The sequence below is a fragment of the Frankia sp. CeD genome, from assembly GCF_000732115.1.
In the GTDB taxonomy this organism is placed as follows: domain Bacteria; phylum Actinomycetota; class Actinomycetes; order Frankiales; family Frankiaceae; genus Frankia; species Frankia casuarinae.
Window position 1 is genome coordinate 1 of the sequence record NZ_JPGU01000088.1, and the last position, 4,466, is coordinate 4,466.

Sequence of the window (4,466 nt, forward strand, 5' to 3'; positions counted from 1 at the left end):
TCTCGGTGGTGCCGTCGTCGCGCCACTGGCCGAAGTAGTAGTACACCGCGGACGTCGGGGGCAGGTCGTGGGGCAGGTAGCGCCACTGGCAGCCGGTCCGGGCCTGGTAGAGGACCGCGTTCACGATCTCCCGCATGTCGTAGCCGCCCTCGTGCCCGCTGGCCGAGGGGNGCCGGGCCTTCCACGCGGTGAGGACCGGGNNGATCAGGTCCCACGCCTCATCGGACAGGTCACTGGGGTACGGCTTGCGTTCTGCCATGTCTTCCAGCAGAACGCGCCAGCCGGCGAACGCAAGACGATCAACTCCGCACCCCAGAGATCAACTCAAGCTGAGNCCCGGCGAAAGCGTGCAGAACGCCCACTCAGGAGCTGGTGGGCGGGTGGCTGGGCCTGACACAGGCGCAGCTCAGCCGGATAGAGAACGGCCGCGCCCCCGAAGAGCTGACCAAGCTGATTCGCTACAGCCAAATCCTCGGCATCCCGGGGGAACTGCTCTGGTTCGACCGTCCCGGGGAGCCGCGCACCCGGGCCACCGGAGGGAGCCAGGCGCCGGCGCTCACCGTGCCGGTCATCGTCGGCGGGCAACAGGTGGCGCTTCCCATTGACCGCGCCGCCGCGCACTCCCACGGCCTCACTGATCTGGTCGCGGAGCTGGCTTCGGACTCTGGCGAGGCGGGCGCGCCCCAGGTGCCGATGCCCCGGGGGGAGCGGGCCGCGCCCGGGTCGGCCCACGTCGTCCCACTGGCGAGCCTAGAGGAAATGCAGCACTTGGCCGCCGCGATGCAGGACGCGGGCCGCTACCTGGATGAGACGGTGGTGGGCTACTTCGGCCAGCAGTTCACCCGGTGCAAGGCCAACGACGGCCAGATGGGGCCGCTCCGGGCGCTGCCCCTGGTGTTGGGCGTCCTCGATGCCATCCAGTCCCGCGCCCGGGATGTCCGCCCCCAGGTGCGGCGCGCTCTCCTCAGCGTCGGGGCAGACGGGGCAGAGTTCGCGGGCTGGCTCTACCGCGACTTGCACGACGCTACGTCGGCGGCCTACTGGTACGACCGGGCGATGGAGTGGGCGCAGGAGGCCGGGGACCTGCCAATGCAGGGCTACATCCTGCTTCGTAAGTCCCAGTCCGCCTATGAGGACCGTGACGCGACGCGGGTGCTTACCCTCGCCCAGGCGGCGCGCTACGGGCCGTGGAACCTGCCGCCCCGGGTTCAGGCAGAGGTCACGCAGCAGGAGGCACGCGGTCTGGCGATGACCGGCGACCCCATCGGCGTCGTGGAGCAGAAGCTTGACGAAGCTCGCGCGCTGCTGGGGGCGGCCGACGACGACCCGGATTCCCTGGGGGCCGGGTACGACGAAGGAACCTGGTTGTTGCGGTCGGCCACCTGCTACATCGAGGCGGGAAAGCCGGGCCGGGCCGCGGCCCTCTACGGCGAAGTCCTGGCAACCGGCGCGCTGTCCCGCCGGGACGAGGGCTACTACCGGGCACGCCGGGCTGTCGCTCATGCGTTAGGCGGCGAGCCTGACGCCGCCGCCGAGGAAGGCCTGACCGCCCTGCGGCTGGCGACGGCCACCGGCTCCAGCCGCACCACCCGGGAGTTGACGCGGGCCGCCCAGATATTGACGCCCTGGCAGACCCGGCCCGGNCCCCGCCAGCTGCGCGCCGCCCTGCTGGTCTAACCCGCCGTGAGCCAGTCCGCCACCGTGCGGATGACGAAGGCCTGCCACTCCTGGCTTTGGGGGTCGACGTAGGTGGGGTCCTCGTGGACGGCGAAGCCGTGTTGCGCGCCCTCGATCTCCACGAGCTGGTGTTCCGCCTGGAACCGGGGTGCCGCCGCCCGGGAGGCGTCCACCGAAATGAAGGTGTCCTTGGTGCCGTGGACGATCAGGGTGGGCGCGGCGATTTCGGCAACCACCTGAATCGGCCTGATCCAGAACACCTCCGCGAGCATCGCCCGGCCGTGCCGGACCGTCGGGGAGTGGTGGATGAAGCCGTCCTTGGNCAGTCGGGCGGCGGCTTCGTCGTCCAAGAAGTCGCCGTGCCAGTACGGCTTCTGGTCCACGTACCGGTTCTTGTAATCCAGCTGAGGGTTCAGGAGCACCAGCCGGGCCAGCTCCTCCGGCCGCTTGGCTGCGTAGTAGGCGGTCAAGCCGCCGCCGAAGCTGGTGCCAAGCAGGTGGATGACCTGCGCCCCGGTGTCCTCCCGCACCCGCGCCAGCGCCACCGCGATGTCGTTGAGGTGCGCCGTCAGCGTCGTCTCCTCCTGGCGGCCTTCGCTCTCCCCGTGGCCCCGGAGGTCAAAGCGCAGCGAGGCCACTCCCGCCTCCGCCAGCCCGGCGGCCAAGCGCGTGAAGAAGCCGCCCTCTTCCCGGGTTACCCCGCCGCCGTGGACCAGAACCGCGGCCCGTTCGTACGTCGCCTCCGGCGTCACGAGGGTTCCGGCCAGGTGCAGGCCGTCGAAGGTGCGGAGCGAAACGGCGGTGTCGCGCGAGGGCATGGCACTCCTTTGATGATCGGCTGCCGTCCCCTCCATCCTCCGGCCCCGAGCGCACCCAGACCAGAGGTGGCGGCGGCCGGGTGCGGTCACGGCCGCGCGTCTTCACCCGGCGGGAGGTCCCAGTCCAGCGCGCGGAGGCCGTCAGCCACCCGCCGGAGCACCACCAGGTCCGTGAAGACCTCGGCGGGCTGGGCGGGGCCGGATGAGGCCGGACGGTGGGGTAGCGGTTCGGCGTCCTCGGGGAGGACGTGGGCCGGGGCCGCCAGAGGCAGGCTGCACCAGACCACCTTGCCGCCGGAGCGGGGGCGGTAGTACGCCCACCGGGCGCTCAGGGCGTCCACCAGCAAAAGCCCGCGCCCACCTTCGGCGTCGTCTCCAGGCTTTCGCCGCACCGGCGCGGTCTGGTTGGCATCCCAGACCTCAATGACCAAATCGGCGTCCGTGCGGGTCAGGCGCATGGCGATCACGCCGCTCCGGCCTGCCGACGCCCGGCACGCGTTGGTCACGAGCTCCGAGGCCAGCAGTTCCGCCGTATCCGCAACTGCGGCCAATCCCCAGGCAGCCAACGTCGCCGTGGTGTGCTGGCGGGCCGCGCTCACCGTCTTGGCCGTGGCCTCGAACTGCCGGACCGTGGACGAGCGCGCCAGGCGTGGGCGTGCGCTCGTCGAGGTCGCCGGGGCCGTCACGACGGCTGAGCCCCGACGTCGTCGCCGGCGGCCGCGGTCGCAATCAGCCGCGCACCGGCCTCACTGATTTCTGCTTCGATTGCGCGCCGTGCAGCAATGAGCGAGGAGAGGTGATAGAGGTCGGGAACGATGACGATGGCACCGTCCGCGCGCCGGACCGCATCCAGTAGCAGCGTGAGGCCGGGGCGGATGAGCTGGCCCGGCGGCATGTTCCGGTCCACGAACACATCGGCGAGGGCCTGGCCCCGGCGGCGGCGTGGGAACCGAGCCGATCATGCAGGCGGTCTACCTCGGCTTCGTCGTCGTCTTCCGTCCTGATGTAGCCGTACACCGTCCCGGGCATCCGCGCTCCCTCGCTGGCCGTGGTGACGACCCGGACCGGGGAGTGACCTCAACCCGGCCCGGGACGCCTACGGCAACGGTGAGCGGCACATCATGGGGGGCGCCATGCATGTCGGGTATAGCGACCATCCATATAGTCCAATATCCAATCCAGATCGGCGCCTAACCTCGCTGGGCCGAATTAAATTCAGGATTGATCTGCCGCGCCGACTTTGAGTACGTAATTGGTGTGTAGGAGCGTTCGCGCTTCGCTCAGAACTTCCAATAGGACTTCTGCCACCAGGGGAGCCTCGGCTGAATCTCCGGCCAGCCAGCCGCGTAGCTTCGCTTCCAGCTAGAGTTTCGCAGTTTTCTTGATCCAGATCAGTGTCTGGCAACGGCTGGATAATTTTCCCGATTGCTTTCGGGTGGATGATTCCCTGGTGCCTGCCGGTGGTATCGCGGTGCGTGGCGGAGGGGTGGAAGGCCAGCGCGAGGGGCTGGTGGCGGGAGCATCAGCGTTTCCTGTACCAACCCGAAAGTTGGACGCCGATGCTCCCGGACGTGACGATACCGGTTTCTCTGGCGGTGCTGCTGGAGGGTTTCCGGCCGTGTTTCACCGCGCCGTCGTTCCGGACGTTCCGGGCGCTCGTCGTGGGGATGCTCGCCACCGGCGGGCGGCGCACGGNGTGCGGGNTGCTCGTCGGCGCGGGCCTGTCCACGCTGTGGCCGCACGACCGGGCGCACCGGTTTTTCGCGCGGGCGGTCTGGTCGCCGGAGAAGGTCGGCCTGGCGCTCGCCCGGCTCGTCGTCGACCGCCTCGTCCCGGCCGGGCCGCTGCACGTCGTCGTCGATGACACCCTGTTCCACCGGGCGGGGAAGAAGGTGTGGGCGGTGGGCTGGTTCCACGACGGATCCGCGAAGGGGCCAGACCAGGTCGGGTTCGGCAACAACTGGGTGATCG

The 4,466-nt window shown here is 70.0% G+C and carries 6 protein-coding genes; 2 read left to right on the plus strand and 4 right to left on the minus strand.

Annotation, left to right across the window (positions count from 1 at the left end; genetic code table 11):
* Positions 1-259 (minus strand): IS5 family transposase (locus tag CED_RS20850; protein WP_035913601.1); only part of this gene is annotated, 259 nt, incomplete at its 3' end.
* A 113-nt stretch (positions 260-372) separates the two neighbouring features.
* On the opposite strand from CED_RS20850, the gene CED_RS26435 reads away from it, so the two are divergent.
* The gene (locus CED_RS26435; RefSeq protein ID WP_011436940.1) at positions 373-1,677 is read left to right on the plus strand and encodes a helix-turn-helix transcriptional regulator; all 1,305 of its coding nucleotides are present in this window, start codon (positions 373-375) and stop codon (positions 1,675-1,677) included.
* On the opposite strand, the gene CED_RS20860 is transcribed toward CED_RS26435, so the two are convergent.
* The 3 genes from CED_RS20860 to CED_RS20870 form a co-directional block, all read right to left on the minus strand.
* On the minus strand, positions 1,674-2,495 hold the full coding sequence (locus CED_RS20860; RefSeq protein WP_035913602.1) for an alpha/beta hydrolase: 822 nt from the start codon (positions 2,493-2,495) through the stop codon (positions 1,674-1,676). The two genes, CED_RS26435 and CED_RS20860, sit on opposite strands and share 4 nt — an antisense overlap.
* Before the next feature lie 86 nt (positions 2,496-2,581).
* Positions 2,582-3,181: an ATP-binding protein gene (locus tag CED_RS20865; protein ID WP_011436938.1), complete on the minus strand. Its 600-nt coding sequence runs from the start codon at positions 3,179-3,181 to the stop codon at positions 2,582-2,584.
* On the minus strand, positions 3,178-3,408 hold the full coding sequence (locus CED_RS20870) for a hypothetical protein (protein ID WP_023842180.1): 231 nt from the start codon (positions 3,406-3,408) through the stop codon (positions 3,178-3,180). The genes CED_RS20865 and CED_RS20870 overlap by 4 nt, the downstream gene beginning before the upstream one ends.
* A gap of 646 nt (positions 3,409-4,054) precedes the next feature.
* Between CED_RS20870 and CED_RS20875 the strand changes: the two genes are divergently transcribed.
* Positions 4,055-4,466, plus strand: a 412-nt coding sequence (locus CED_RS20875) for a transposase (protein ID WP_035913605.1), incomplete at its 3' end; no start/stop codon positions are given.